Annotated in this window: 22 protein-coding genes; 3 read left to right on the forward strand and 19 right to left on the reverse strand. The window is 67.1% G+C overall.

Going from position 1 to position 25,576, the window contains the following annotated elements:
- Positions 1–9 precede the first annotated feature (9 nt).
- The 11 genes from flgK to flgB form a co-directional block, all read right to left on the reverse strand.
- The gene (gene flgK, locus P2869_RS16585) at positions 10–1,974 is read right to left on the reverse strand and encodes a flagellar hook-associated protein FlgK (protein WP_277597013.1); all 1,965 of its coding nucleotides are present in this window, start codon (positions 1,972–1,974) and stop codon (positions 10–12) included.
- A gap of 222 nt (positions 1,975–2,196) precedes the next feature.
- Positions 2,197–2,967: a flagellar brake protein gene (locus P2869_RS16590; protein WP_277597014.1), complete on the reverse strand. Its 771-nt coding sequence runs from the start codon at positions 2,965–2,967 to the stop codon at positions 2,197–2,199.
- Between the two features lie 428 nt (positions 2,968–3,395).
- Complete coding sequence (gene flgJ / locus P2869_RS16595) at positions 3,396–4,328, reverse strand: flagellar assembly peptidoglycan hydrolase FlgJ (RefSeq protein WP_277597015.1); 933 nt, start codon at positions 4,326–4,328, stop codon at positions 3,396–3,398.
- Between the two features lie 12 nt (positions 4,329–4,340).
- Positions 4,341–5,531 (reverse strand): flagellar basal body P-ring protein FlgI, encoded by a 1,191-nt coding sequence (locus P2869_RS16600; RefSeq protein WP_277597016.1) that lies wholly within the window; start codon positions 5,529–5,531, stop codon positions 4,341–4,343.
- A 2-nt stretch (positions 5,532–5,533) separates the two neighbouring features.
- The gene (gene flgH / locus P2869_RS16605; RefSeq protein WP_277597017.1) at positions 5,534–6,220 is read right to left on the reverse strand and encodes a flagellar basal body L-ring protein FlgH; all 687 of its coding nucleotides are present in this window, start codon (positions 6,218–6,220) and stop codon (positions 5,534–5,536) included.
- Positions 6,221–6,280: 60 nt separating this feature from the next.
- A complete protein-coding gene (flgG, locus tag P2869_RS16610; RefSeq protein WP_017772133.1) occupies positions 6,281–7,069 on the reverse strand; it encodes a flagellar basal-body rod protein FlgG in 789 nt (262 codons plus the stop codon).
- Between the two features lie 40 nt (positions 7,070–7,109).
- Positions 7,110–7,868, reverse strand: coding sequence for a flagellar basal-body rod protein FlgF (flgF, locus tag P2869_RS16615; protein ID WP_017772134.1), 759 nt, complete (start codon positions 7,866–7,868; stop codon positions 7,110–7,112).
- A gap of 17 nt (positions 7,869–7,885) precedes the next feature.
- Positions 7,886–9,391 (reverse strand): flagellar hook protein FlgE, encoded by a 1,506-nt coding sequence (locus P2869_RS16620; RefSeq protein ID WP_017772135.1) that lies wholly within the window; start codon positions 9,389–9,391, stop codon positions 7,886–7,888.
- Between the two features lie 82 nt (positions 9,392–9,473).
- Positions 9,474–10,196 carry a flagellar hook assembly protein FlgD gene (locus P2869_RS16625; protein ID WP_277597018.1) on the reverse strand — a complete coding sequence of 241 codons (723 nt, stop codon included), beginning with the start codon at positions 10,194–10,196 and terminating at the stop codon, positions 9,474–9,476.
- 44 nt (positions 10,197–10,240) lie between these two features.
- The gene (gene flgC / locus P2869_RS16630; protein WP_017772137.1) at positions 10,241–10,666 is read right to left on the reverse strand and encodes a flagellar basal body rod protein FlgC; all 426 of its coding nucleotides are present in this window, start codon (positions 10,664–10,666) and stop codon (positions 10,241–10,243) included.
- A 218-nt stretch (positions 10,667–10,884) separates the two neighbouring features.
- Complete coding sequence (gene flgB / locus P2869_RS16635; RefSeq protein WP_017772138.1) at positions 10,885–11,379, reverse strand: flagellar basal body rod protein FlgB; 495 nt, start codon at positions 11,377–11,379, stop codon at positions 10,885–10,887.
- A gap of 322 nt (positions 11,380–11,701) precedes the next feature.
- Between flgB and flgA the strand changes: the two genes are divergently transcribed.
- From flgA to P2869_RS16650, 3 genes are all read left to right on the forward strand, one after another.
- Entirely contained in the window at positions 11,702–13,174 is a 1,473-nt protein-coding gene (flgA, locus tag P2869_RS16640) for a flagellar basal body P-ring formation chaperone FlgA (protein ID WP_277597019.1), read from the forward strand.
- A 291-nt stretch (positions 13,175–13,465) separates the two neighbouring features.
- Entirely contained in the window at positions 13,466–13,819 is a 354-nt protein-coding gene (gene flgM / locus P2869_RS16645; protein ID WP_017772140.1) for a flagellar biosynthesis anti-sigma factor FlgM, read from the forward strand.
- A 133-nt stretch (positions 13,820–13,952) separates the two neighbouring features.
- Positions 13,953–14,396 carry a flagellar protein FlgN gene (locus P2869_RS16650; RefSeq protein WP_017772141.1) on the forward strand — a complete coding sequence of 148 codons (444 nt, stop codon included), beginning with the start codon at positions 13,953–13,955 and terminating at the stop codon, positions 14,394–14,396.
- Between the two features lie 243 nt (positions 14,397–14,639).
- Here P2869_RS16650 and P2869_RS16655 read toward each other — a convergent pair whose 3' ends face one another.
- The 8 genes from P2869_RS16655 to P2869_RS16690 form a co-directional block, all read right to left on the reverse strand.
- Positions 14,640–15,083: a hypothetical protein gene (locus P2869_RS16655; protein ID WP_126878133.1), complete on the reverse strand. Its 444-nt coding sequence runs from the start codon at positions 15,081–15,083 to the stop codon at positions 14,640–14,642.
- Between the two features lie 416 nt (positions 15,084–15,499).
- Positions 15,500–16,234, reverse strand: a complete 735-nt coding sequence (locus P2869_RS16660; RefSeq protein ID WP_017772143.1) for an RNA polymerase sigma factor FliA — start codon at positions 16,232–16,234, stop codon at positions 15,500–15,502.
- Positions 16,235–16,266: 32 nt separating this feature from the next.
- Positions 16,267–17,163 (reverse strand): AAA family ATPase, encoded by an 897-nt coding sequence (locus P2869_RS16665; RefSeq protein WP_017772144.1) that lies wholly within the window; start codon positions 17,161–17,163, stop codon positions 16,267–16,269.
- Complete coding sequence (gene flhF / locus P2869_RS16670) at positions 17,156–19,267, reverse strand: flagellar biosynthesis protein FlhF (RefSeq protein ID WP_277597020.1); 2,112 nt, start codon at positions 19,265–19,267, stop codon at positions 17,156–17,158. Before flhF ends, P2869_RS16665 begins: the two co-directional genes overlap by 8 nt.
- Positions 19,268–19,687: 420 nt before the next feature.
- A complete protein-coding gene (gene flhA / locus P2869_RS16675) occupies positions 19,688–21,787 on the reverse strand; it encodes a flagellar biosynthesis protein FlhA (protein ID WP_017772146.1) in 2,100 nt (699 codons plus the stop codon).
- Complete coding sequence (flhB, locus tag P2869_RS16680; RefSeq protein WP_277597021.1) at positions 21,784–23,040, reverse strand: flagellar biosynthesis protein FlhB; 1,257 nt, start codon at positions 23,038–23,040, stop codon at positions 21,784–21,786. Before flhB ends, flhA begins: the two co-directional genes overlap by 4 nt.
- A gap of 438 nt (positions 23,041–23,478) precedes the next feature.
- Positions 23,479–24,741: a DUF3443 domain-containing protein gene (locus tag P2869_RS16685; RefSeq protein WP_199544508.1), complete on the reverse strand. Its 1,263-nt coding sequence runs from the start codon at positions 24,739–24,741 to the stop codon at positions 23,479–23,481.
- 61 nt (positions 24,742–24,802) lie between these two features.
- The gene (locus P2869_RS16690) at positions 24,803–25,351 is read right to left on the reverse strand and encodes a DUF2844 domain-containing protein (RefSeq protein WP_026120912.1); all 549 of its coding nucleotides are present in this window, start codon (positions 25,349–25,351) and stop codon (positions 24,803–24,805) included.
- Positions 25,352–25,576 lie beyond the last annotated feature (225 nt).

The following is a 25,576-nucleotide window of genomic DNA, read 5'->3' on the forward strand; positions in this document are numbered from 1 at the left end:
CCTATTGCCTCACTGGAAAATGCCGAGCAGCGTCTGGAACAGCGTGGAAGCCGTCTGGATCACCTTGCTGTTCGCCTGGTAGAGCTGCTGGTACTGCAACAGGTTGGCTGCTTCTTCGTTGATGTTCACGCCCGAGACCGACTGCTGCGCCGAGCTGATCTGCGTGACGAGCGTGGTCTGCGCCGTGTTCGCCGCCTGCACCTGGTTCGTCTGGTTGCCGATCGTGTTCACGTAGCCCGAATAGGCGTCCGTGAGCGTCGAGGTGCCGCCGTTCAGCTGCTTGGCCGACACGAGATTCGACAGCAGCAGGGCGTTGCGTCCGTCGTTGCCGCCGCCCGTGTTCTTCGCGATGGTGAACGTGTCGCCGTTGGCGGGCGTGCCGGAAATCGAGAAGCTCACCGCGTTCATGGTGCTGCCGCTCACGGAGATCGAAGCGCCCGTGGACGACGAATACGGCACCACGGTGGCGGCGCTGGCAATCGTGTAGTTGGTGCCGTTCACGTTCACCGTGGAGCCCGCCGGGAAGCCCGAGATGCCGCCCGAGGCCGAGCTGTAGGTGAGCGTGGTCGACGTGGACGGCAGCACGTAGCCCGCGCTGACCGCGCCTTGCGTGATCGTCCCCGTGCCCGTGTTGGTGGTGGGCGCGGAGGCCAGCACGGGCGAAGCCGCTGCAATCGCGGTCGAGTTCGTGGTGGCGAGCGCGAAGCCGTTGAGCGCGCCGCGCGTGGGCTGCACGTCGAACGAATCGCCGGCGTTCATGGTGCCCGTGAGCGAGAACTGCAAGCCGCCGATGGGGCTCGCAAGACTCGTGGCCGAGCCGATCATGGCGCCCGTGGCGTTGTCCGTGAGCTTGTAGGCGCTGCCGTCGTACGAGAGCGTGTAGTCGCCCGTCGTGGGCTGCGAAGCGTTGGCGAGCGTCACGCCCAGCGTGGCGCTGCCGGTGTTGTTCTGGTTCGCGTAGATCGTCGGGCTGCCCACCGTGAAGAGCGCCGTGCCCGGGTTGCCGTTCATGTCGAGGCCGAGCGCGTTTTGCGCGTTCACCTGCGCCGAGAAGCTGGTCGCAATGGCGCCCAGTTGCGCTTCGGCCGGGTCCAGCGTCTGGCTGCGGAACGCAAGCAGGCCACCCAGCGTGCCGCCGCTCACGAGGTTATCGGGCAGCAAGGTGGCGGGGTTGGACGCGCCCGAGCTGGAAGCGGCCTGAATGGAGATGGAAAGCTCGCTCGGGTCCGACGGCGACGTGACCGCGGAGAGGTTGTACGTACCCGTGCCGACGACGAGCGGCTGGCCGCTCGCCATGAAGACGCTGTAGCCGCTCGAGTTCTGCACCACCTGAACGCCGACCAGTTGCGAGAGGCTCGACACCGCCTGGTCGCGCTGGTCGAGCAGCTGGTTGGGCGGCTGGCCCGAGCCGTTGGCGGCCTGGATCTGCTGGTTGAGGTCGGCGATCTGCTTCGTGTACGTGTTGATCTGCGAGACGACGTCGGTCAACTGCGTGTTCACGCTCTGGCGCATCTGGTCGTACTGGGCGCCCGCCGCGTTGATCTGCGCGGCAAGCGACTGCGCCGAACTCATCGCGGTCTGCCGCGCCGACAGCGACGACGCGCTGTTGGCCACGCCTTGCAGGCCCGTGAAATACGACGTGATCGCGCTCGAAATACCCGCGGTCGGGCTGCCGACCAGGTTGTTGAGCTGCGCGATCATGTTGTAGTAAGCCGTGAGCGAACCGCTTTGCGACTGCGCGCTGTTGAGCTCCGTGCTCAGGTACTGGCTGTACTGGCGCTGCACCGTGACCGTGGAGACGCCCTGCGGCAGGAATCCCGACGACGTGTACTGCCCCGCGGTTTCCTCGTAGACGGGCCGCTCCACCGAATAGCCCGGCGTGGACGCGTTGCTGATGTTCTGGCCCGTGGTGGTGAGGCCCCATTGAGCGGCATTCAGACCGCTCAAGCCGATATTGAAGAGGTTGCTGGACATTGTTCCGTGGTCCCTCGGCGCTTTCGCGCGTACTCGTCCTGTTATGGCGATAACAGCGTGTTTATCGGCCTTGGCGCGGAAAGTTTTAGGGCGCCGGCAGAATTTTCGGAAAGGAATGGCGACACGCGCGGCGGTCATGCGGCGGGCATGACCGCGCGGGAAAGACGATAAGGTTGAAACCGGTACTGCCGGGTACGGCTATCTGCGCGTTCGGGCGGGGTTTCAGGCCCGCACGAGCGAACGGCGTTTCATTTCCAGCTGCGTAATGAGCCGCTGCAGCGTGTTCTCGGCGCTGCCGGGCAGCGTCACGAAACGGAAACCGAGCTGATAGCGCTGCGAGCCGTTGGGCAGGTCGAACATGCGGTGCGAAACAAGCTGCAAGTCGAGCGAGAGCGTGCCCTGCGGACCGAGCGCGAGTTCGCAGTCCATCAGGGTCACGCCCATGGGCAGGCCCACGACGCGTTCGTCCGTGGTGCGCATGCCCACGCCGCCCAGCGAGATGTCGTGCACCTCGAAGCGGAACGGCTCGCCTTCGGGGAACCGGCCGTGGCACAGGTACGGTTCCAGCAACGGCGTCTCCACGCGGAAATACTCGCGCCGCTGCACGTAATAGAGCACTTCGGGAAAGTCGGCTTCGAAGGCAGGCAGGCCTTCGAAACGCGTCTGGCGCGGCGTGGGCGTGGAAAACTCCATGCGCACGCCGTCGGGCGAAGCGTGGAACTGGGAGCGCGGCGCCGCGAGCAGACCGTTGTTGTGCGCCTCCACGGCGCCCCAGTCGAAGGTGAAGACGCGGCCGCGCACGTCCACGTCGAGCAACCGCGTGACGAGCTGGCCGCCCTTGTACTGCACGGTGAGAAAGTCGCCGCGGTTCACGAGGTTGCGCAACTGCACGCCGATTTCCAGCGGGTTGCGCCGCCCGAAGTCGTGAGCGTCGTCTGCCTCCAAAGCGCCGTTCGCTTCGGCGTTTTCTCCATTTGACTGGGTGGTATCCATGGCCTTGCCGATGTGCATGTTCGTGCGACGCGGGAGGTCTGAGCCGGGCGCCTGCCCCGGGAGCCGTGCCCCCTCGGCGCCGGTCTCCGCGGTCTTTCGGCACGCGTCCGACCATACGCAGACACTCCGCGCGGTCGCTGGTTTGTCTGATTAGCGGCAGGATAAGGCCAAAGTTTAGGGCCTGTGTGGCAAATATTTGGCGCAAACGTTAAAGCGTCCGGCGGCGCGCGGAGAACAGTCCCTTATGCCCTGAAACCTATGCCTTGCGGATGCGGCTCGGCCCGCCGTCGCCCGCCGCCTTTCGGCATCGAGCAACGACGGGCCTGCACCGTCTTCTTCTCACGACATGGCCCCGTCGCGTGTTTTCGTGTGGCCTGACTGCGGCCTTGCGCTGCTGGCCGTTTCTTTCCGGTCGTTCCTGCGCTCGCTCAGGCAGTCATCTTCTGCATGATCGAGATGAGCTTTTTCGCGTAGTGCGGGTCCGTTGCGTAGCCCGCGCGCTGCATGCCTTGCGCAAAGCCGTTCACGTCGTGCGCCGAGTTCAGCACCTGCGCGTAGCGCGGGTTGTCCTTCAGGAGACTCGCGTAGTCGGTCATCGCCTGCTCGTAGGAGTCGTAGGCGCGGAACTTCTCCACCACGCGCTGCGGGCGGCCGTTCACATATTCGGTGGTGACCGTGGAGACGGTTTTGCCCGTCCAGTCCTTGGTGGCCTTGATGCCGAACACGTTGTGGCTCGAGGTGCCGTCGCGGTTCATGATCTCGCGCTTGCCCCAGCCCGATTCGAGCGCCGCCTGGCCGATGATGAAACGCGCCGGAATACCGGTCGCCGCGCTCGCGGCCTGAGCCGGCGCGGCCAGCTTGTCGACGAAGGCGTCGATCTTCGGCGACGAGCCGTCGCCGCGCACCGGCGGCGTGAGCGCGCTGTTGCCCGTATAGCCCTTGCCCGTGGCAAGCGCGCCGTTGGAGGACGGATTGGCGAACGCCTTCGAAAGCGCGGAAAGCGCCGCGGTGTTGCCCGCGTTGGCGTCGCCGCCCTGCAAGCCGGCGTTGCGCGAAAGCTGCTTGAAAAGCGCGTCCGCCACGCCAATGCCCTTCGACGACATCTGCTGCGAAAGCTGCTGGTCGAGCATCGACGTGAACGTGGCGCCGTCGTGCGAATCGAGCGGGCCGTCGGAGGGCGTCGCATCGCGCATGCTCTTCAGCATCATCTGCGTGAAGACGGCGTCGAACTGCTGCGCGGCCATTTTGAGGCTGGCCTGCGGCGAGTTCTTCGCCTGGGCACGCAGGGCGTCGAAGCCCTGCACGTCGAGCGCGAAGCGCTGGCTAAGGTCGTTGGCCTTCAGAGACGGATCGGAATTCAACTCATGCTCCCGTCAAATGATCTCGAGGTCGGCGCGCAGCGCGCCCGCAGCCTTCATGGCCTGCAAGATCGACATCAGGTCGGCCGGCGTCGCGCCCAGCGCGTTGAGCGCCTTCACCACGTCGGCCAGGTTCGCGCCCGCAGTCACGAGCCGCAACGACCCGTTGTCCTGCTTGAGCTGGATCTGCGACTGCTGCGCCACCACGGTCTGACCGTTCGAGAACGGCCCCGGCTGGCTTACCACCGGCTGCGTGTTCACGACCACCGAAAGGTTGCCGTGCGCCACCGCGCAGCTTTGCAGCGTGACCATCTGGTTCATCACGATGGAGCCCGTGCGCGCGTTGAGAATCACCTTCGCCGCAGCCTTGGCCGGCGTCACGTCGAGGTTCTGCAACTGGGCCATGAAGGCGACCTGCTGCGCACTGTCCGTCGGCGCGCGCAGCTGGATCGTGCGGCCGTCCAGCGCCACGGCGGTGTCGCCGCCGAACGCGTTGTTGACGGCGGCCACGATGCGCTGCGTGGTGTCGTAGTCCATGTCGTTGAGTTCGAGCTGCATGGTGCCCGCCTGCGAAACGGACGTGGGCACCGAACGCTCCACGATGGCGCCTGCCGCAATGCGGCCCGCGGCCAGCTGGTTCACCTGCACGCGGCTGCCGTTGGCGCTCGCGCCGGCGCCGCCCACGGCCACGTTGCCTTGCGAGAGCGCATAGACCTGGCCGTCCGCGCCCTTGAGCGGCGTGAGCAGCAGCGTGCCGCCGCGCAGGCTCTTGGCATTGCCGAGCGACGACACGGTGACGTCGATGGCCTCGCCCGGCCGGGCGAACGGCGGCAGCGTCGCCGTCACCATCACGGCGGCGACGTTCTTCAGCTGCATGTTCGACAGCGACGACGAACCGGAACTGCCCGAGCCCGCCGACTGGTTGTTGATCGAGATGCCCAGGTTCGCGAGCATGTTCGCGAGCGTCTGCGTCGTGAACGGCGTCTGCGAAGTCTGGTCGCCCGTGCCGTCGAGACCCACCACGAGGCCGTAGCCGATCAGCGGGTTGTCGCGTACGCCCTGGATCTGCACGAGATCCTTGAGGCGCTCGGCGTGTGCTGCCGGCGCAGTGGCGCCCAGGCCAAGCCCGAGCGCGAGCAGGAGCGCCGCGCCCGCAAAAGCGGCGGCACCCAGACGGCGGCAGGCGGAAAAGAGAGTGAAGCTCATGATCACCACGGCGCCACGTTCAGGAAGAAACGCTGCAGCCAGCCCATGTTTTCCGCCTCGTTGATGTAGCCCTTGGCGGAGTATTCGATCTTCGCGTCCGCCACCTGGGTGGAATACACGGAGTTGAGGCCCGAAATCGTGTTCGGATTCACGACGCCGGAAAAACGCACGAATTCGTTGCCCTGGTTGATGAGCATCTGCTTCTCGCCGCTCACTACCAGGTTGCCGTTCGGCAACACGTTCGTGACGGTCACGGTGATCGTGCCGTTGAACGTGTTCGACGCGTTCGCGCCGCCCGTTGCCTTGAACGTGTTGTCGCCCGTGGCCGAAAGCTTGGCCTTGCCGAAGATGCCGCCCATGAAGCCGACCGTGGGCACGTTGAAGTCGGTCGCGCTGTTGCGGCCAGTGCCCGTGCCGGAAGACTTCGTGGCGTTGATGTTTTCCGAAATGACGATGGTGAGGATGTCGCCGATATTGCGCGGACGCTGGTCTTCGAAGAGCGGCCGGCCCGCGTAGCCCGGGTTGTAGATCGAGCCCGGGCTCTGCGACTGCGGCGGCATCGGCGGCACAGCCGTCATGGGCTGCTGCACGATGGGCTGCCTCGGCACGAGCGCACAGCCCGCGAGCGCGGCCAGCAGCACCGCGCCCGAGAGAGCCTTCACCCGCGTAGTTTCAATGAATTGCGACATCCTTCGTCCTTCCTGCACTTTCAGCCGGACCCGGGCCACGATCAGGCCCGAATCAGACCATTACACCGGCATCTGCGAGAGCGTCTGCAGCATCTGGTCGGACGTGGTCACGGCCTTGCTGTTGATCTCGTACGCGCGCTGGGTCTGGATCATGTTGACCAGTTCCTGCACCACGTTCACGTTCGACGCTTCCACGTAGCCCTGGTTGAGCGAGCCCGCGCCGTTCAGGCCCGGCGTGGTCACGTTGGGCGCGCCCGACGACGCCGTTTCGGCGAACAGGTTTTCGCCCTTGGCTTCGAGGCCCGTCGGGTTGATGAACGTGGCGAGCTGGATGGAGCCGATCTGCTGCGTATTGTTCGAGCCCGCCGTCGTGACCGACACCACACCGTCGCTGCCGATAGTCATCGACGTGGCGTTCTGCGGAATCGTGATGGCCGGAATGATCTGGTAGCCGCTCGAGGTCACGAGCTGGCCCTGCGCGTTGGTCTGGAACGAGCCGTCGCGCGTGTAGGCGTTCGTGCCGTCGGGCATCTGCACCTGGAAGAAGCCCGCGCCGTTGATGGCGACGTCCTTCGAGTTGCCGGTCTGCTGCAGGTTGCCCTGCGTGTAGAGGCGTTCCGTGGCGACCTGCTGCACGCCGGTGCCGAGCTGAATGCCCGAGGGCAGTTCGGTCTGCTGCGTGGAGTTCGCACCCGGCTGGCGGATGGTCTGGTAAAGCAGGTCTTCGAACACTGCGCGCGAGCCCTTGAAGCCATTGGTGCTGACGTTCGCGAGGTTGTTCGAGATGACATCCATCTGCGCCTGCTGCGCATTCATGCCGGTAGCGGCGATATAGAGTGAGCGGTTCACTTTGAATCTTCTCCTGTGGGCTGGCTTGCGGGCGAGCCCGTCAGCTGAAGTTGAGCAACTGGTTGGCGGACTGTTCGTTCTGGCTGGCCGATTCGAGCAGCTTGGTCTGCATCTGGAACTGCCGCGCGTTCGTGATCATCGCCACCATGGCGGAGACCGGGTTCACGTTGCTGCCTTCCAGCGACTGCGGCGCGAGCACGACGTTCTGGTCCGCGTCGGCGGGGTTGCCGTCCGCCGTGCGGTAGAGGCCGTCGTCGCCGTGCTTGAGCGAGGCCGGGTCCGGGTTCACGAGCTTCAGCTGATCCACGTTGACGATGGTCGTGGGCGGGTCGCCCGGAATCAGCGCGGACACCGTGCCGTCCTTGCCGATGGTGACTTCCGAGCCCGGCGGCACCGAAATCGGGCCACCGCCGCCCACCACCGGCTGGTTCATCGCGTTGACGATCTGGCCGTTGGTGTCCACGTGCAGGTTGCCCGCGCGCGTGTAGGCCTCGTTGCCGTTGTTGTCGAGCACCGTGAGCCAGCCCGGGCCCTGCACCGCGACGTCGAGCGGATTGCCGGTCTGCTGGATCGGGCCCGGCGTGTAGTCCGCGCCGGGCGTGGACGCCAGCACGAAGGTGCGCGTGGTGTCCGTGTTCACCGTGTTGCCGTCGCCGAACGACATCGGCACGGCGCGAAACGCGGCAAGCTGCGCGCGAAAGCCCGTCGTGGAGACGTTCGCCAGATTGTTCGCGACGACAGCCTGCTGCTCGAGCGCCTGGGTGGCGCCCGTCATCGCGGTATAGATCAGCCGGTCCATGATGAGGCCGCCAGGTATTACAGGTTGATGAGCGTCTGGTCGACGGTCTGCTGGGTCTTGATCGTCTGCGCGTTCGCCTGGTAGTTGCGCTGCGCCGTGATCAGGTTCACCAGCTCGCTCGTGAGATCGACGTTCGAGTTTTCCACCGCGCCGCCTTGCAGCGTGCCGTGGTTCGTGCTGCCCGGCGCGGAGATCTGCGCCACGCCCGAGGCCGAGGTGGCTTCGTACTGGTTGTTGCCCAGGTCCACGAGGCCGTTCGGGTTGTTGAAGTTGGCAAGCACCACCTGGCCGAGCGCCTGGGTCTTGCCGTTCGAGTAGTTGCCCGTGAGCGTGCCGTCCGTGCCCACCGTGAAGTTGGTCAGCTGGCCTGCCGCAAAGCCGTCTTGCGTCAGGTTGTTGGTGCCGTCCTTGCCGCCGAACTGCGTCGTGCCCGCGATGTTGAACGTGAGCGACTGCGGCGTGGACGAACCGTCGCTGGTCGGAATCGTGAAGTTGAACGCGAGCGGCGTGGTGGTCGCGGCGCCCGAGGCGTCCGTCGTGCTCACCAGCGTGCCGGACGAATTGAACGTGGCCGTGCCGATCTTCGAGATCGTGCCGCCGGCCACGCCGCCGTACACGGTCCATGCGCCCACGCCCGTCTTCGCGAAGTACAGGTCCACCGTCTGCGTGCCGCCCAGCGAGTCGTACGCCTGAATCGAGGTCGGGTAGTTGTACGTGCTCGCGCTGTTGGCGTTGAACGCGGTGGGGTTCGGCGTAATGGCCACGCTGTCGCCCGCAACCGGGGTGCCCGTCAGCGTGACGGTCTGGCCCGTGCCGAGCGAAATCGCCGCGCCCGTGCTGTAGGTCTGCGCCGAGCCGGTCACGCCCGTGGTCGTGTCCGTCACCGTGTAGGTGGTGGGCGACGTGAAGTTGATCGTGTAGTGGTCCAGGTTCGTGCCCGTGGCGCCGTTCGTGATGGTGGAGCCGCTGGTGGCGAGCGAACCCGTGGTCGTCACGGCCACGGTGGGCGCGCCCAGCATGAGCGAATCCTGCGCGTTCAGGTTGAACTGGCCGGTAATCACGCTGGTGGCCGTGGGCGCGATGTTGGTGGTGGGCACCTGCAGCGGCACCGTGCTGGCCGTGTTGATGACGCCGCCGTTGCTCGCGGCGTAGCCCATCAGCTTGAGGCCGCTGGTGTCGGTGATATAGCCCTGGTTGTCCAGCTGGAACACGCCGTTACGCGAGTACGTGAGCGTGCCGTTGTTCGACATCTGGAAGAAGCCGTTGCCGTTGATCGCCACGTCCAGCGCCTGGTTGGTCGTGGTGATCGTGCCCTGGCTGTACTGCTGCTGCACGGCCGCAAGGCGCGAGCCGAGGCCGATCTGGTTATTGACCGCCGTGGCCACCGAGTTCGCGTAGACATCCGCGAAAACCGCCGCGCCCTGCTTGAAGCCGATCGTGTTCGCGTTCGCGATGTTGTTGCCGATCACGTCGAGGTCGTTGGACGCGCTCGACAAACCGCTCAAACCTTGTTGATAACCCATGACGATCTCCGTATCGGGATATATCGATGAATACTGTGCTGTGAATCTGCCTGAGAGCTCCGAGAGCCCTGTGGCGCGCGCCTTACAGGATCGCGGCCACGCCCGTCATGCCGATCGTGTTGCCGTTCGAGAGCACGAGGCCCGGCGTGCCGTCCGTCTGCTGCACGACGCTTTGCACCGTGGCGGCCGACAGCGTGGTGGGCGAGCCCGACTTGCCGGCAATCGTGCCGGTCGCGCTGATGGTGTACGTGCCGTCGGCGAGCGTGTTGCCCTGCGCGTCGGTGGGCGTCCACGAAATGGGCGTGACGCCTGCCGGCACGCTGCCCACGTTGATCGTGTTGACCACCTGGCCCGACGAGTTCTTGATGGTGACCTGCACGTTGCTCGCCGCGGTGGCCACCTGCAAGCCGATGGCCGATGCCTTGCCGCTTGCCACCGTCGAGGTCGATCCCGGCGCAAGCACCGTGGAGCCGATCAGGAGCGCCGCCTGGCCCTGCTGGCTCGCATTCAGTTGCGTAGCAAGCGAGCTGAGCGACGTGTTGAGCTGACTGATGCCCGTCACCGTGTTGATCTGGGCGAGCTGCGAGGTCATCTGCGAGCTGTCCATCGGGTTGGTCGGGTCCTGGTTCTTCATCTGCGCGATGAGCAGTTGCAGGAACGTGTTCTGCAGCGCCGTGGGCGACGTGCTCGACGTGCTGGACGAACTCGACGACGAGCTGCTTGCGCTCGAAGTGCCGTTCATGGTGTCGAGCAGCGTCTGCGAAATGGTCGTGCCGTTGCTGCCGATCGTGGTCTGGGTGGTCAAGGCGGTTCTCCGTCTGTTCTTCAGGTGCCGATTCAGGTGCCGGTTCAGGTGCCGATAGTGAGCGTCTTGAGCATCAGCGTCTTGGCGGTGTTCAGGGTTTCCACGTTCGCCTGGTACGAGCGCGACGCCGAAATCATGTTCACCATTTCCTGCACCGGATCCACGTTCGGCAAGGTCACGTAGCCGTTCGCGTCCGCCGCCGGGTTGCCGGGGTCGTAGGAAGTCTTCATGGGCGTCGGGTCGTCGACCACGCCCGTCACCTGCACGCCGCCCACCTGCTGGCCGCTCTGCGTGCGCGCGCCGCCCAGCGGCTGCACCGCGAAGACGACCTGCTTGGCCTTGTACGGCTTGCCGTCCGGTCCCGTCGTGCTGTCCGCGTTCGCGAGGTTCGACGCGGTCACGTTGAGCCGCTCCGACTGCGCGGACAGCGCAGAGCCGGCGACGCTAAAGATGTTCATCAGCGATGGCATGGCGAATCTCACCTCTCGTTGCCGGCCTGCGTTGGCCGGCGGTTGTGGCGGGCCGCGCCTGTCACCTTTGCGCTTTCGCGCTTCCGGTGCCTCCTGCGCACGGCCCGCCTGCTTTCCCGTAGCGATTTGTCTCTTGCCTGACCGGCGCAGCCTGCTGCCTGTGCCGTGGTCTGGCTTCCTGCTTTCCTGCTTGCCCTGCACGAATGCAGGCCGCCGCGTCAGCTGCCTGACGTGATGGCCGCGAGCATGCCTTTGATCTGCTGCGTGAGCACGGTCATGCCGGTCTCGAAGTGCAGCGTGTTGTCGGCGAACTGCACCCGCTCGCTGTCGAGGTCGACGGTGTTGCCGTCAAGCGCCGGTTGCGTGGGAATGCGGTACTGGAGCTGGCCGTAGTCGTCGGGGGAACCGCCCGTGGGCGTCAAGCGCGCCTTGCCGGCCATGTGGCCCGCTTCGGTCGTCGCCATGGTCATGCCGCTCGTCACGCCGGCCGGCTGCGCCATGGCGAGCGGTGCCGCGTTCGAGGTGGCCGTTCCGGTCGCAGCGCCGCTCTTCCTCAGCGCACCGGCGAGCGACGACGCGAAATCGACGTCGCGTGCCTTGTAGCCCGGCGTGTCCGAGTTGGCGATGTTCGACGAGAGCAGTTCCTGACGGTATGCGCGCACATCGAGCGCCTCGCGCCCAAAGGCGAATTCGGCATCGAGTTTGTCCAGCATTGCGGTTCTCCGAAAAAACGCTTCCTTGCGTCACGCTTGCAGTAGCGGCTGCGTGGAAGGCCTTTTTGCTTGTGGAGCATCTTAGGTCTGGGACGCAAGCAGCAATCGGAGGAATAGCCGGGGAAGGGGGCCTCTATTCAACGTTTGCGCGAAGGGGGGTGTCTCTAGAATGCCTCTCGTATTGTTGGCCCTTGGTTGGCCCCTGGTTGGCCCTTGGGTTAGCCCTTGTCTGGCCGCCTTGTTTGGCTTCTTCTTGTCTTGCTTCTTGTCCGGCTTCTTGCCTGGCGCCTGTCTGGTCCCCCGGGGGCCGTGGAGAGTGGCGATGAACGAGCCCGCTTCAAATGCTCCGACCGCCTTGTTGACCGCTGAAACCGCTGCTGAAACGGCTTTCGATGCTTCGCCCGCGCGAGGCGCATCGACATCGACCACTTCGCACGCACCGGCTGCTCCGGCGCGAGCGAGGCGCGCGCCTGCGCTGCGCGGGCTCTTCGTCGCGCTTGCGTGGACGCTCTCGGTGAGTGCCGGCACGCTGGCCCTGCTCGCTTCGAATGCCGCGCATGCGCAAGGCACGGGCGAGCCGATCGTGATTCCGGGTCCGGGCGAAAAGAACCCGGATGCACTGGCCGCCATGAGCAAGATGGTGACGAGCCCATCCGCGCCTGCCGGCGTGACGGCGCAACGCGCGAACGCCGGGATGCAGCCCACCCCAGCCGCCCTCGCCGCGTCGATGCGACCGGCCGCCGCTGCCGGCGACCGCTTCGAGCAGGCAGCGAAGGCCGACGGCGCCATCGTGATCGCGGGGACGGGCGAAGCGTCGGCGGCCCGGCCCGGCATGGCATCTGGCCTGACGCGCGTGAACCTGCCCGTGGCGGCCAGCCAGGTCATGCCGGTGGTCGTGACACCCGCTGTGGCGACCATCCCGGCGCGCGGCCGCGAGGCGAATCTCGCGCCGCAGGCCATCGCGATGAACCCGCCCGCCAGCGGCGGCTACGCAGCCGCCGCGCCGCGCTTCGAGCGCATGGTGCCGCGCGCTGTGCCGGCCCAGGGAACCCAGGCGGCACAACCGTATCAACGTGTGCAGCCGGCGCAGGCGCCTGCATCGAACGTTCAGCCCGCGCAACCGGCCCAGTCGGCTCAGGCCGCCACAGTCGCGCAAGCCGCCGTGCCCGAAGGCCAGCAGGACGGCGAGTCGATCCGGCGCGCTGCGCTCGCCTGGCTTCAGCAGCAGGCCGTGGGCCTTCCCGGCAAGGTCAACATCACCGTGGCCAACGTATTTCCGCGCGGCCTTGCGGCCTGCACGACGATGCAGCCGTTCGCGCCCGCCGGCACCCGCATGTGGGGCCGCACCACGGTGGGCGTGCGCTGCGCGGGCGAGCGTCCGTGGACGCTCTACCTTCAGGCGAAGATCTCGGTTCAGGCCACCTACTACACGGCGTCGCGCGCGATTGCCCCGGGCGAGCCGCTCAGCGCCGCCGACCTGGTGGCACGCGACGGCGACCTCACGCTGCTGCCGCAGGCGGTGGTCACCGACCCGTCGCAGGCGATCGGCGCCGTGGCGCTGGTCCGCGTGCCTGCCGGGCTGCCGCTGCGCCAGGACATGCTGCGCAGTGCGAGTTCCGTGACGATCGGGCAAACCGTGCGCGTGGTCGCACAGGGCCCGGGCTTTTCGATTTCGTCCGAGGGCAGCGCCATGAACAACGCGTCGCCCGGCCAGCAGGTCCGTGTGAAGACGGCGGGCGGCCAGATCATCAGCGGCATCGTCAAAGAAGGCGGCACCGTGGAGATCCAGCTTTGAGCGTTGCAGGTTGGGTGGATTTGAACAGGAGATTGGACCGGCGCCTGCTGCGCCTCGAATGATGTGAAGTGGTTTCGACCGGGGCTGTTATGGCCCCTTGCGTGCAGCCGTCGCGCCTCGCGGCGCTTTGGCGGCCTTGCCGTCCATGCACTAAAGTTTGATTGGTACCTGCCGTTAATCCGGGCAAAGCGGCGCCCATGACGCGCCCCACCGTGGCCGAAGAAGGCCACGCGGAAGCCGGATTCCTCAGTCGAATCCGGGCACCGCGGTCAACCGTTCAGGAAGCCAATCGTGAAAGTCGATTCCACCAGCAATTCGAGCCTGCAGTCGCTAAAAGACGGGCTGCAGCGTACCCAGCAAGGCGAAACGGCCGCGTCTGGCGCGCAAGGCGCAGCCAGCAGCCCCGTACCGTCCACCGGCGGCGGCGCATCCGGCGACGCGAACGTGAACCTGTCGGCGCTGTCGGCGCAACTGCGCGGCCTCGCCGCGTCCGGCGCGGCGGACATCGATACGGCACACGTCGAGTCGATCAAGCAGGCGCTGCGCGACGGCACCTTGAGTATCGATACCGGCAAGATTGCCGACGCCGTTCTCGAAACGGCACGTAGCCTGCTGCAAACGCGCGCGGGGTCGGCGGGGAGCTAACCCCGGTTGGCCAGCGCGTTCAGCGTGCCTCGCCGCACCTTCGGGCGAAGCGCGCACGTGCAGCAGCCAATTGACCACGGCTTGTGCGCCCCAGTCAGGGCGCGGCAAGCCGACTGCGAGTTGAGTGATTGTGATGAAAGACGCCCTCCTTGCCACCGTCATCGACGAATATGCCGCCGTCGAAGCGTTCGCTTCGGTGCTCGCGTGCGAAGAGAAGGCGTTGACCGCCGTCTCTCCGCTCGAACAGCTGCCGCCCATCATCGAGATGAAGACCGAACTGGTCGAAAAGCTCTCGGCGCTGGAAAAGCAGCGCGACGCGCAGCTTGCGGAGCTGGGCTTTCCGCCGGGCTGGCGCGGCATGGAGCTGGCCTCCGGCGCCGACCCGCGGCTCGCCACGCAATGGGCGCTGCTGCAAAAGGCGGCCGAACGCGCGAAACGCTCCAACGCCACCAACGGCGTGCTGATCCACACTCGCATGGAATACAACCGCCGCGCCCTCGACGTGCTCAAGGGCGCGCAGCATAAGGCCGGTTTGTACGGGCCGGATGGGCGAATTCCTGCGTTCGGGCGAGTTTGATCGATTTCCCCGGAGCCGGGTTTTGAGGCGCGCGGCGCGATGATCCGGGCGCAGCGCCACCGCTGAATTCGCCGGCCAGCCGCACCAAAAACCAACGGGCCGCACATCCATGCGAATGTGCGGCCCGTTGTGTTTTCAAACGCTGGTTTTTAAACCGGTTTTCAAGACCGGTTTTCAACCCCGGCCTTCAACCTCAGGCGTCGTTGCGCCTTTCTCGATCCTCTTGCCTTTGCTGCTCGCGGCTCAATCCCAGTGCTTGCGATGCTTGCGGTGGTGGCCGGTGCTGCGATAGCCGCGCTCGCCCTCGTCCGCGTAGGAGTTGCTGCGCGAGATGTTGCCGCCCAGTGCCGCGCCGGCACCACCGCCCAGTCCCGCACCGATCAGCCCGCCCGTGCGGCCGCCCATCGCGTTGCCTGCCGCCGTGCCCGCGCCGCCGCCCAGCGCACCGCCCACGATGGCGCCCGTACGTTCGCGCCGGTTCGACGTGACCGCAGCGCCTGCGCCGCCGCCCACCGCACCGCCGATCACGGAGCCCGTGCTGCCGCCCAGCGCGCCGCCCACCGCGGCACCCGCTACCCCGCCGAGGCCCCCGCCGAGCGCATTGTTCAGGTCACCCGCCATAGCGGGCAGCGATACAGCGGCCGAAGCCGCGGTCAACACGGCGATTCCTGCGATTTTTTTGAGCATCTGGTTTAACCCCATTGTCTTCGTAATAACGCGGCGCAAGTGTAGCCACCCGTCAGAAAGGGTGGTGTAAGAAAATGTTAGTGGTGTTACGGCCTGAAGCGGCCCGATGAACGAGCCGGGAAGCCGGCCCGAAAGAAGGCGAAAAAGCCGCCGAAGAATTGGAGGACGCGCGAACAGCAAGCGGACAGGGTGCGAATGACGTGCCGCTCAAGCAGCGGTGAAGTGGCAGCAAAGCAGCAGCAAAGCAGCCGCCCCACACAAGCCAGCGCAGCGCCGGCCGAACCGATCCCGCCCGAGGCCCGGCGCCTTGGGCCCCGGGGTCCGGGGTCCGCTACCCGGCGCCCTCTAACGCCAACAACAGCGCCACCCGCCCGGAAAGGCGCGAACGCCCCTCGAACGCACCCCGCTCGGGTTTCTCAGTCGGCCTCGGCGCCCGCCCAGGCCAGTTCGCGCAGACGCGTGCGCAGACGCGCCACGGCCTGGCTGTGCAGCTGGCACACACGCGATTCGCTCACTTCCATCACCGCGCCGATTTCGCGCAGGTTCATGCCGCGCTCGTAGTAGAGCGACATCAAGAGCTTCTCGCGCTCAGGCAGCTTGTCGATGGCTTCCACCAGCGCCGCGCGCAGGCTTTCGTCGAGCAGCGCGGAAAGCGGATCCGAGTGATCGACGCAGTAGCGGTCGAGAAACGGCTCGTCGTCCGCGGACCGGTCGAAGTCTTCGTAGTAGATCAGCTGGCTGCCATGCAGGTCCTGCAGCATGGACTGATATTCGTCGAGCGGCATCTTGAGATGCCCGGCGATCTCCGTCTCGCTCGCCGAACGGCCCAATTGCTGCTCCACCTGGTGCACCGCGCTCTCCACCTCGCGCGACGTGCGCCGCAGGCTGCGCGGCAGCCAGTCGTTGCTGCGCAGCTCGTCGAGCATGGCGCCGCGAATGCGCTGGCTCGCGTAGGTTTCGAACTGCGCGCCCTGATCTTCCTTGTAGCGGCTCGCCGCATCGAGCAGACCGATCATGCCGGCCTGGATCAGATCGTCCAGATCCACGCTCGCCGGCATCTTGGCTACGAGCTGCAAACCGAGACGTCTTACGAGCGGCGCGTACTTCGCCAGCACCTCGTCCTGCGAAATCTTTCCCTGAGCGTTATACATCGTGCTCTCCTGCCTGAAGTCCCCGAGTGGCGTCACGCATGCTGCGCCGACGGCCATTCGGCGGCCGGGTCGGCCTGCCACATGGATGGCGATGGGGCCGACGTTGTTACGGTCGGGCGCGTCATGGCCGCGCGCGACGACATGGCTGGCCGCATGGGCCAGTACTGCAGTTCTGCGGCGACATGCCGGTAGTCGCGCGCGGCGGCCGTGGACGGAAAAGCATCCACGATGCAGCGTGCGAGCTCGACGGCCCGCGCCATGTGTGGGTCAGCCGCAATGCAGCCTGCGTTTTCGAGCGAGACGGTGAGGTAACGACCCGCCACGCCTGCGAGGTTCTCGAATGCCGTGTGGGCATCGGCCGCGCTTTGGACGTAATTGACGAGCACGCGGAACTGCGCGATTGCGTGCGCGAAATGAAGACGTTTCATGGCGGCGTAGGCATCGGTGATGGCCTGCGCCGAGACGCGCGTCACGACCATCACGTCGTGCGAGCGCATGGCGAGCCCGGAGAGCGCGCCGTTTCTGTCGAGCCCGGCGTCGATCAGCACGACGTCGGCGGGGCCGTTCAGCACGAGTCCGTACTGTTCGGCGCTATAGCCTTCCTGGCTGCCGCGCCAGGCCGAGAGCACGCCGAAGCCGAGCGGATGCCGGCTCACGGCCGCCGCGAGCGACACCTCGCCGCGCATCACGCCGGCGAGATTCCCCACGCGTTGCATGCCGCCAAGCGTGGCGCTCACCGACCGGTCGCCCAGGCACTCGTCGATGACGAGCACGTCTTTGCCCTGCTCGGCCAATGCCGCTGCAAGGTTCACTACTGTCGTGGTGCGTCCGACGCTCTCCGAGCCGCCGGTCACCGCGATCACTCGCGAGCCGCTGCGGGCGAGCAGCCGCCGCAGCCCCTCCGCCTGGTCGGCTACGAATTTATCCAAAGCGAACCTCGTGCAGGTCGGCATTCGAACGCGTGGACAGCGCCGAGAGCAGCGCCGGGATGTCGTCTTCGTGCGGCACGAAGGGCGAGTGCTCGCGCGGAATGCAGAACGCGCTGCGGATCAGGAAACGCTTCGTCGCCACATAGAGGTTCTCCGGCACCTTCTGGCCGGTCGACACGTAGTGAACCGGCAGCCGGTAGCGCAGCACGGTGTCCAGCGCGCCGCCCAGGTTGGTGGCCTCGTCGAGCTTGGTGAGAATGCAGCCCGCGAGCGGCGCCTTGTCCGGCGTGCTCTGGTAGGCCTGCACCACTTCGTTGAGCGTGTCGCCGTGGCTCGTTGCGGACATCAGCAAGAGGCGCTGCACCGGCTGGCCGGCGCTGCACAGCATGGCGATCTGGTCGGTCACGGCGCGGTCGCGCTGGCTCATGCCGATCGTGTCGATCAGCACGATGTGCTTGTTCTTGAGTTCGGTGAGCGCGAGCTGCAGGTCGGCGCCGTCGCGCACCGCGTGCACCGACACGCCGAGAATGCGGCCGAAGATGCGCAGTTGCTCGTGGCCGCCAATGCGGTAGCTGTCCGTGGTGAGCAGCGCCACCTTGCTCGCGCCGAAGCGCATCACGCAGCGCGCCGCGAGCTTCGCCGTGGTCGTGGTCTTGCCGACGCCCGTGGGGCCCATCAGCGCGAACACGCCGCCGCGCTCCATGAGCGCGTCTTCGTTTTCGAGCACGGGCAGGTTCGATTCGAGCACCGACTGCGCCCATTCCAGCGCGCCTTCCGGGTCTTTGCCTTCGGGCAGGTTGTCCACCACCATCTTCACGAGCTGGGCCGAGAAGCCGGCGGCGAACAGCTGCTTGGTGAGCGCGCCGTGCGTGGGGCTGCGGCGTTGGCGCTCGCCCCAGAGGAGTCCGGCGAACTGCTCTTCCATCATGCCGCGCATGGAGGCCAGCTCGCTCATCACCGTTTCATTCACGACCTGTTCGATGCGGGCCTTGATGGCTTCCGTGACGCTGGCCGAGGCGTTCGCGCCTGCGGCATCGGCGGCGGTCCTGGCGTTGCCCGAGGGCGTGGCCGATTGCGTCGGCGGCTGGCTGTTGCCCGGCAGATCGAAGGCCGGTGCGATGCGCTGCGTGGCGCGGCGCGCCGCCAGTTGAGCCGCTTCGCGCGCCCAGTCCGGCGTGCTGACGTTGAGCACGCCCTCGCCTTGCCCGCGATGCTGGCCGTGTTCGGCGTGCGGGTCGGCGGGCATGCCGAGTCCTTTGGCCATGGCGTCGGCGGGCGTCATACCTGCGGCTTTCGTGCTGTGACCCGCGCTGTGACCCGCGCCTTGACCTTCGCTGTCCTTGTCGGCAATGCGGCGCGCGTGGTCGATGAGCCAGGGGTTCGTTTCGGCCATGGTGCGCGGAGCGTGTGTCTTGTCCGAGTACGACGGCACAGCCGATGCCGGCATGGTCACGCCTGCGGCCGGCGTCGCGAACCCTGCGGCGCGGCTCGCCGCCGGCGCATGAGCGGCCGGATGAGCGGGAGCGTGCGTCGGCGTGGGACGCGCAGCCGGACGAGCCGGTGCACCCGCCTGGATAGTCGCGGGTTCGGCGGCGAAGCGGTCCGCGCCGCCACCGGTATCGGCCTGGCCTGCGGACTGGGCCGCAGACTGAGCCATAAACGCGCCCGGGCGGTCCAGCGCGGCACCGCGCGTGGCGAGGGCGCCGCCTGCTTGCGCTTCGGGCTTGGCCACCGGTTGCGCGGCGGCGTTCATGTAGGGAGAGGCGTCGTCTTCGTCGTCCGCTGCGGAAGGGCGGTCCGCGCCCGCTTCCGGGCTTGCCCCGAACACCGACGAGAACACGTCCGGCATGCCGTTCGCGTAGGGGTTGCCCGCAACCGGCGCGGCGGCGCTGCGCGGCAAGCCGCGCGAAGCAGCACCCGCGTTGGCGCCTTCACCCGCGGCAGGCGCGATGGCCGCGAGTTCGCGGTCGGCTACGGCGACGATCTCGACGCTGCCGTCGTCGAGCGTGCGATTCGACAGCACCACTGCGTCAGGACCCAGCACTTCGCGCACTTGGCGCAGCGCGTCGCGGCTGGTGGCACCGATAAATTTGCGGATGTTCAAGCTGACCCCCGATGAGGTTGACGACCCTGACGTGGCGTTTCAATTGCGAGGCGCCGGCTTCGTTGCGCGGTGGCTCCGCAGGAACCTGGTGCGCGGCAAAGCCTTTGCCGATGGTGAAATTATTGAGGAGGTGAACGCCGGACTATCGATGGATCAGCGCGGGGAAAAGCAGGCAATTCGTTTGATCGGGCCGAAAGGGGGGCTGCGGGGAGGCGCTGAGGGGAGACTGCGGAGGTACTGCGGAAACACTGAGGGAGTACTGCGAAGGCACCGCGAAGGCACTGCGAGAGTACTGCGGACGTACCCGCCGCGGCGCCGAACGGCACACCGGACAGGCCGGCGCCGCGCCAACCCAAGCCATGCCCGGCCCCGCCCCTGGCACAGCGAAGACGGCAAGCGCCGCAACCGGCGCCCGCCCCGTCAAGCCGTGCCGATCAGATTGACCACCTTGACGTGCCGCGTGTCCGGCACTTCTGCGTAGGAGAGCACCTTCAGCTGCGGCAGGCTGCGCCGCAGGAAGCGCGCGAGCATGGCGCGCAGCGAGTGCTGCACGAGCAGCACGGGCGCAAGCCCCAGGCTTTGCTGGCGCGTCATCGCCTTCTGGGTCTGTTCGAGCAGCGTATGGGCGAGCCCCGGCTCCAGGCCCGGGTTCGCCCCCGTGGTGAGCGCCTGGGACAACACGCGCTCAAGATTGGCGTCCAGACCCATCACCTGCATGTCGCCGTTGCCGGGGAACCACTGCTGCGTAATGGCGCGGCCCAGCGCGAGGCGCACGATGGCCGTGAGGTCGTGCGGGTCGCTGATCTTCGGCGCGTGTTCGGCCAGCGCTTCGAGAATGGTGCGCATGTCGCGGATGGGCACCGCCTCGTCCAGCAGGTTTTGCAGCACCTTCTGCAGCGTCGTGACGGGCAGCGCCTTCGGCACGAGGTCGTCGACGAGCGAGGGCGTGTCCTTCTGCATGCGCTCGAGCAGCGCCTGCACTTCCTGGCGGCCCAGCAGTTCGGACGCGTGCGTCACCACGAGGTGGTTCAGGTGCGTGGCGACCACGGTGCTCGAATCCACCACCGTGTAGCCGTACACCTGCGCCTGCTCGCGCAGGTTGGTGTCGATCCAGATGGCGGGCAGGCCGAAAGCCGGGTCCTGGGTGGGCGTGCCCGGCAGCGCGGCCGTGACCTGCCCCGGGTTGATGGCGAGCCATTGGCCCGGATACGCCTCGCCCGTGCCCACCTCCACGCCTTTGAGCGCGATGCGGTAAGCGTTGGGCCGCAGTTCGAGGTTGTCGCGAATATGAATCACAGGCGGCAGGAAGCCGATTTCCTGCGCGAACTTCTTGCGGATGCTCTTGATGCGCTTGAGCAGCTCGCCGTCCGAATTCTTGTCGACGAGCGGAATCAGGCGGTAGCCCACTTCGAGGCCCAGCGTGTCGATGAGCGCCACGTCGTCCCAGCTGGCTTCGGTGTTCTCGGCGGGCGCGAGCGCCGCGGGCGCCACGTCCACGAGTGCCGCGGAGGTCTTCTTTTCCTCGCCGCGCTTCTTCATGACGCGGCCCAGCTGGATGGCGCCGCCGCCCAGCACCAGAAACGCGAAGTGCGGCATGCCCGGAATCAGGCCCATCAATACGAGAATCACGCCCGTAATCATCAGCACGCGCGGATTCGTGAAGAGCTGGCCGGTGAGCTGGGTGCCGATGTCCTCGTTGGTCGCCACGCGCGAGACGATCACGCCCGCCGCCGTGGAGATCACGAGCGACGGAATCTGCGCCACGAGGCCGTCGCCGATGGTGAGCAGCGTGTAGTTCTTGCCCGCCGCGGCGAAGCTCATGTCGTGCTGCACGACGCCCACAATCAGCCCGCCGATGATGTTGATCACCATGATGAGCAGACCGGCAATGGCGTCACCGCGCACGAACTTGCTGGCACCGTCCATGGAGCCGTAGAACTCGGCTTCCTGGGACACCTCGGAGCGGCGCTTTCTCGCCTGCTCTTCGTTGATGATGCCGGCGTTCAGGTCGGCGTCGATGGACATCTGCTTGCCGGGCATGGCGTCCAGCGTGAAGCGCGCCGCCACTTCGGCAATACGCCCCGCGCCCTTGGTGATCACCATGAAGTTGATGACCATCAGGATGATGAACACCACGATACCCACGGCGAAGTTGCCGCCCACGAGGAAGTGGCCGAACGACTCGATCACCTTGCCCGCCGCGTCCGGGCCCGTGTGGCCTTCCAGCAGCACGACCCGCGTGGAGGCCACGTTCAGCGAGAGGCGCAGCAGCGTGGAGAACAGCAGCACGCTCGGGAAGGCGGCGAAGTCGAGCGGCTTCATCGTGTACATGGACACGAGCAGCACCATCACCGAAAGGGCGATGTTGAAGGTGAACAGCAGATCGAGCAGGAACGGCGGCAACGGCAGGATCATCATGCCGAGGATCATGCAGATCAGGATCGGCCCCGCCAGCGCGCGCAGGTTCGTGCCCTGAAGCACGTCGGGGCGTCGCGCGAGCAAACCAGTGCGGGCGTTCATGCAGAAGCTCCTTCGTTACCACGTTTGTTGCGGCCGCCGGACGGGGCGCCCGGTGAGCCTTCGCCGTCGCCTTCGCCCGAAAGCGTTTCGGCGGCTTCCTCGGCGGCGTCTTCGTCGGAAACGCCGCCCTTGTCGAGTTCGGGCGGCACGTCGAATTCGGTGGGCGCGACGGGCGCCTCGCCGCCTTCGGTCTTGAAGCGGCGCAGCTGATAAACCCACGCGAGCACCTCGGCCACCGCGCCATAAAGCGGGCCCGGAATCTCGCGGTTCAGATCCACGTTGTGATAGAGCGCACGCGCAAGCGGCGGCGCTTCGAGCAGCGGCACGTTGTTTTCCGTGGCGATTTCGCGGATACGCGCCGCCACCAGGTTCACGCCCTTGGCGATCACCTTCGGCGCGCGCATCTCGCCGTCCGTGTACTGGAGCGCCACGGCGAAGTGCGTCGGGTTGGTCACCACCACGTCGGCCTTGGGCACCTCGCTCATCATGCGGCGGCGGGCCATGGCGCGCTGCTGCGAACGGATGCGCGCCTTCACGTGCGGATCGCCCTCGCTTTCGCGGTGCTCGCGCTTCACCTCTTCCTTCGTCATGCGCAGCTTCTTGTGGTAGCTCCACATCTGGTACGGCACGTCGAGCGCCGCGACCACGAACATGCCGGCCACCGTCATCGCGCAACAGACGGCCACCAAGTGCGTGGCGTTGGCGAATGCCGTCAAGAGCGGCTGGGTGGCGAGCGCGAGGATGTCGTCCTTATGGCGCCAGATCGCGACGCCGCCAATCAGCCCCACCACCGCCGTCTTCGCGAGCGACATGCCGAGCTGGATCGGTCCGTTGATCGAGAAGATGCGGCCGAGGCCCGCCACGGGGTCGAGCCGGCTGAAATTCGCGCCGATCGACTGGGTGGAAAAGAGCCAGCCGCCCAGCGCCATGGGCGCAAGCAGCGCAGCCAGGCCCGTCAGGCCGAGCACCGGCAGCAGCACCCAGGCGGCCTCGCGGACCACGCCGCCCGCGCCCACCAGCATGCGGCCGGTGTCGAAGGCGGTGGCGTGGTCGAAGGTGAGCGAGCTGCGCAGAATGGTCTGGAAATGCTGGCCGATAGGCCCGGACATCGCCCAGACGCCGAAGAACCCCGCCGAAAGCAGCGCGAACGTCGCGAGCTCGCGCGAACGCGCCACCTGCCCTTCCTCACGCGCCTTTTCGAGGCGCCTGGGAGTGGCTGATTCGGTTTTTTCGAGGTCGCTGTCCTCTGCCACAGGTTCTCCAGTCGATCGCGGCGCAATGCCCTTTTTCAGTGAGAGCGATTATTCCCGCGCTGCGCAATGGACGATCGACGGATAAAGACGGAGAAACGGGGGTATTTCGGCGGATGAGGCGAGGTGGGCGCGTGCGGTTGTTACGGCGGAGTGCCTTTGGCGGGGAGCCTGCGGTGGCGGGGGCGGCTTTGGGTGGGGCGGCTTTGGGCGGGCGGCTTGGGCGGCGGCTTTGGGCGGGGCGGCTTTGGGCGGCCTGCTTGGGCGGCCTGCTTTGGGCGGGCTGCTTTGGGCGGGCTGCTTCGAGCGGAGCGGCTTGAGCGGGCGGCTTCGGCCGCCCGGTAAGCCGCCGCAGGCGGGCGCTCAGGCTGTAAGCCCCCCAGGCTGGCCGCCCGAGTGGCCGGGCCGCCTGCGCGGCGACCCGGCCAGCGGCCCGTTGGACTAGAAGGCCACGAACGGCGCCGAGCCGCCCGAGCCTGTGCGGTCCATGCCCACGAAGACGTTGCGGCCGAAGTGGAACGGCAAGCCCAGGTCCAGCGTCGTGGACGAACCGATCGTGCCCGCCAGGTCGTTGAAGGCGAAGTTGCTGCCGTTGCCGAACAGCGCGGAGGCGCTCGCCACGTTGAAGCTCACCGTGGCCTTCGCGCCGTTGGCGCCTAGCAGCGTGGCGTTGAGCGTCTGCGTTGACGACGGGCAGTAGAAGCCCTGGAAGTTGCTGCCGCACTGCTGCAACGCGCTGTCCTCGAAGAAGAGCCCGTTCGAGCCCGAATCGAGGAACGCCGTCACCGTTGCGCCGTTGAACGTGCTGCCCACCAGGTCGCCCCACTGCGTGGTCTGGAACTGCTGCGAGGCCGTCATCGTGTTGTTGGCCGACGTGCCGATGCCGAACACGAGCGTGCCGCTCGCCGACGCCTGGCCCGAGTCCGAGATCTGCGGCAGTTCCAGAATCAAGCCGTTGTTGTCCGTGGCGAAGTGCGGCACGGGGTTGGCGACCTGCTGCGAGATCTGCACGGCGGTCGCGGTGCAGGTGGTCGAGGTCAAACCGCCTGGGCACGTGTAGTAATTGCTGCTCGCCGCCGAGCCGACGCAGGTGGCGCCGCAATCCGCGGGCGCCACACCCACGCCGAGAATGCCGTTCGCGCCCAGATCCTGCGCCGTGTTGTTGCCCACGCCGAAGTTCTGGCACGCCTGCGGAACCGTGCCGCTGCCCATGTCGCCAATCACCTGGATCGGGATGTTGCCGGCCGCCTCGCCGCCCAGCTTGACGTCGGCGTTGCGGATGGAGCCCCAGGTGTAGCCGTCGGCGAAGTGCGGGCATTCGGCAAGCGGCTGGCCGCCCACGCTCGCCTGCTGCAACTGGGCGAGCATCGTGGAATTGAGCGCCGTGTTGACCACGCGAAGCCCGTAGGACGCGGTGTCGAGCTGCACGTGATCGATGGTCTGGCACGTCGAGGTGCCCGGCACGCAGATCGTCACGCTCACGCTGGGAATGTTGACCACGCCGAAGAGCCCGCGGTCCACGGTGACGGGCACGGTGTTGGCCGCGCTCGGCGTGCCGCCTCCGCCCCCTCCACCACCGCCTCCGCCGCCACCTCCGCAAGCCGCGACGATGCCTGCCGCCACGACGAACGTGGCCACCTGCCCCCATTTGACGAACCGGGCCGCGACCTGCCCGGCGAATCCGCTGCGAAGTCCGATGCGCACGTTATGTCTCCCTGGCTCGATGGCCTGCTTGAATCTGCTTGAACCTGCTTATGCCTCATTTTCACTGGATGTCGGACGTGCTCACGCCTGCGGGCAGCGCCTGCGGCAGCCACGCCTCGCCCGAGAACGCGCCCATGTGGCCGCCCGAATGCACGACGAGGCCGCTCTGTTCCACCGCGGCCGGGCCGCGCACGGCGCCCGCCGCCCGGTTCGCCTTGAGGCCCGCTATGTACTGCGGGAAATACGTGCCGAGCAGCGCCGAGAGGTCGGGCATCTGCTGGCCCTGCCATGCCACGCCGAACACGGTGCCGTCTTGCCCGACGTACTCGCGCACCACGGTGCCGCTGGCAAGCCTCGTCTCGCGCACGGTGTAGGAGGTGGAAGCGGCGGTGCCGCTGCTGGCCGCCATGCCCGACGACGAAGCCTGCGTCGCGGCGCGTGCGACGGTGGAGGTAGAGGCGGCGCCCGCGCCGGGCGAGCGTGTCGTTACGCCCGTTACGGCGGCGCCCGCGGGCGTCGTCATGGGCGCCGCGCCCAGGCCCGCAAAGGCGTTCGTGCTGGCGACGAGCCAGCCAAGCGCGAGCGACGTCGCTGCGACGCCGCGCGTCATTCGGATTCGGTTCAGCGCGCTCATAGTCCTCCCGATGCACGGCCAGGGTGGCCGCTGTGATGAGGGGGCGCAACGCCGGCCAGACAGACGACGCTGTGCCGCGGCGGCCTCGGTCCCGCGCCGGGCGGCGGGCGATGCGCTGCGGCATGAGCGCCGCGCGGGGCCGGGCTTACGGCGTAGTATGCCTGCGCTTGGGACGGGCGGCCAAACGCACCGTCCGCGCTC

Source organism: Paraburkholderia sp. SUR17 (assembly GCF_029536165.1).
GTDB classification, from domain to species: Bacteria; Pseudomonadota; Gammaproteobacteria; order Burkholderiales; family Burkholderiaceae; genus Paraburkholderia; species Paraburkholderia kururiensis.